The sequence below is a fragment of the Parageobacillus caldoxylosilyticus NBRC 107762 genome, assembly GCF_000632715.1.
Classification (GTDB): domain Bacteria; phylum Bacillota; class Bacilli; order Bacillales; family Anoxybacillaceae; genus Saccharococcus; species Saccharococcus caldoxylosilyticus.
Genome location: NZ_BAWO01000040.1, coordinates 1 through 1,533, shown reverse-complemented (window position 1 = coordinate 1,533; position 1,533 = coordinate 1). Strand labels below are relative to the sequence as shown.

Annotated in this window: 1 protein-coding gene and 2 pseudogenes; all 3 read right to left on the bottom strand. The window is 38.5% G+C overall.

What is annotated here, in order from left to right; all coding sequences use genetic code 11:
• Positions 1-219: 219 nt before the first annotated feature.
• Positions 220-459 (bottom strand): annotated as a pseudogene (locus tag GCA01S_RS19420) (site-specific integrase); the annotation flags it as partial.
• A pseudogene (locus GCA01S_RS11215) lies at positions 456-1,109 on the bottom strand (type I restriction-modification system subunit M); the annotation flags it as partial. The pseudogenes GCA01S_RS19420 and GCA01S_RS11215, both read right to left, overlap by 4 nt.
• Before the next feature lie 199 nt (positions 1,110-1,308).
• Positions 1,309-1,533 (bottom strand): hypothetical protein (locus GCA01S_RS11210; RefSeq protein WP_255212286.1); only part of this gene is annotated, 225 nt, incomplete at its 5' end.

Here is a 1,533-nt window from a genome sequence, read left to right as displayed (position 1 = left end):
AAAAATGCGTTTTATTTTTTACCTCCTTCCCGAGGACGCTTCTTCCTTTGCCTCACCCCATTGTAATTTTTGCTTGTTAGGCGCATAAAGGACCTGTGCTCTTCGGACGGCTTGCGGGAAGCTTCATATATAACGAAAATTAAACTAATTGAAAAGGTTAAGAAATAATTTTCTATACTTTTATTGATTATTTAGAACATAGTTCTAAATAATATACTTCTATGTAAAAAAATCGTATGAACAAAGAAGAACTGATGATCGAAGAAAAGAAATTGTAGATTTAACGAATGAGCTGTATCGTGATGTTGTAGCGATATTGCTATGACCTGCGAGTCTCCGCACTTTCTCGATATCGTTGTTCGTCGCTTTTAACATCCACTTACAAAACGTATGCTGGAACATATGGGGCGTGAGCTTTTTATTCGGCAGGATATAGCTTTCAATCATTCGCTGTTTTCCTTAATGTAGTCAACAGCTTGAATAAGCATTCCCGCGCTTCCAACCGTTGGATCGCATATACGCATCCCTTCTTCTGGTTTGATGAGTTTGACAATCAGACGAACTACTTGGGAAGGCGTATAGAACTCGCCGCCTTTTTTCCCTGCGTCGTCGGCGAATTGTTTAATGAGATATTCGTAAGCGCGTCCGAGAATGTCCGGATCGGATAAGTTTTCATTGCGCAAGTCGATTTTGCTGAAGTGTTGAAGTAATTGAAGCAATAGTTTATCCGGTAATTTTTCTTTGTCGTTAAAGTCAATGCTTGCGAGCACTCCTTCTAGTGCTGGGTTTTCTTCCTCCAGCTCTTCAAATGCCTTGTTGATGGCTGCACCGATGTCTTGCGTGAGTGACGTGATATAAGACCAACGCGCCCGTTCCGGCACAAAAAATTGGTGCTCGTCTCGGTCGTACCATCCATAGTCTTCTCCTTCTTCGCGCTCGATGCGCTCCGCAGTTTCGACGAACACATCATTTAGTCGTTTTAAAAACAACAGACCGAATATGTAGTTTTTATAATCAGAGCTATCGATTGACCCCCGTAGTATATTGGCAGATTCCCATAAATGAGACTCGAGTTGTTGCAACGTCAGTTTTTGCTTCGTATTTTCCATTGTGTACCTCCTGGAATGTTTGCTTATATGGTCTAATTTAATTTTACAGATAGTGTATGAGTTTGTCTTAAAATAACGAGAAAAGTTCAAGTCTTTAGTGAGAGGTAATTTTTGTATATAAATTCTTATTATTTTATGTCTGACATAAATAAAATACCATCTATCATTGATCTGATGGGATTTTGAATGAGTAGTATGTTTAGCAGTCAATAAAAAACGGATACTTTAACAGTATTTTTTTAAACGTCCCCTCGTCTTTCTTTGGTATGTGATAATATGGTGATTGATAATAACATTTTTGATGGATTACGGTGTTAATAATATCGATAAACACTTTGTCTTCGAGTTGAATAGGTTTTGCACAAACTGGGCAGCGCAACTTGCCCACTATATTGAACATAACTACTCCCCCAATTAAAAACAT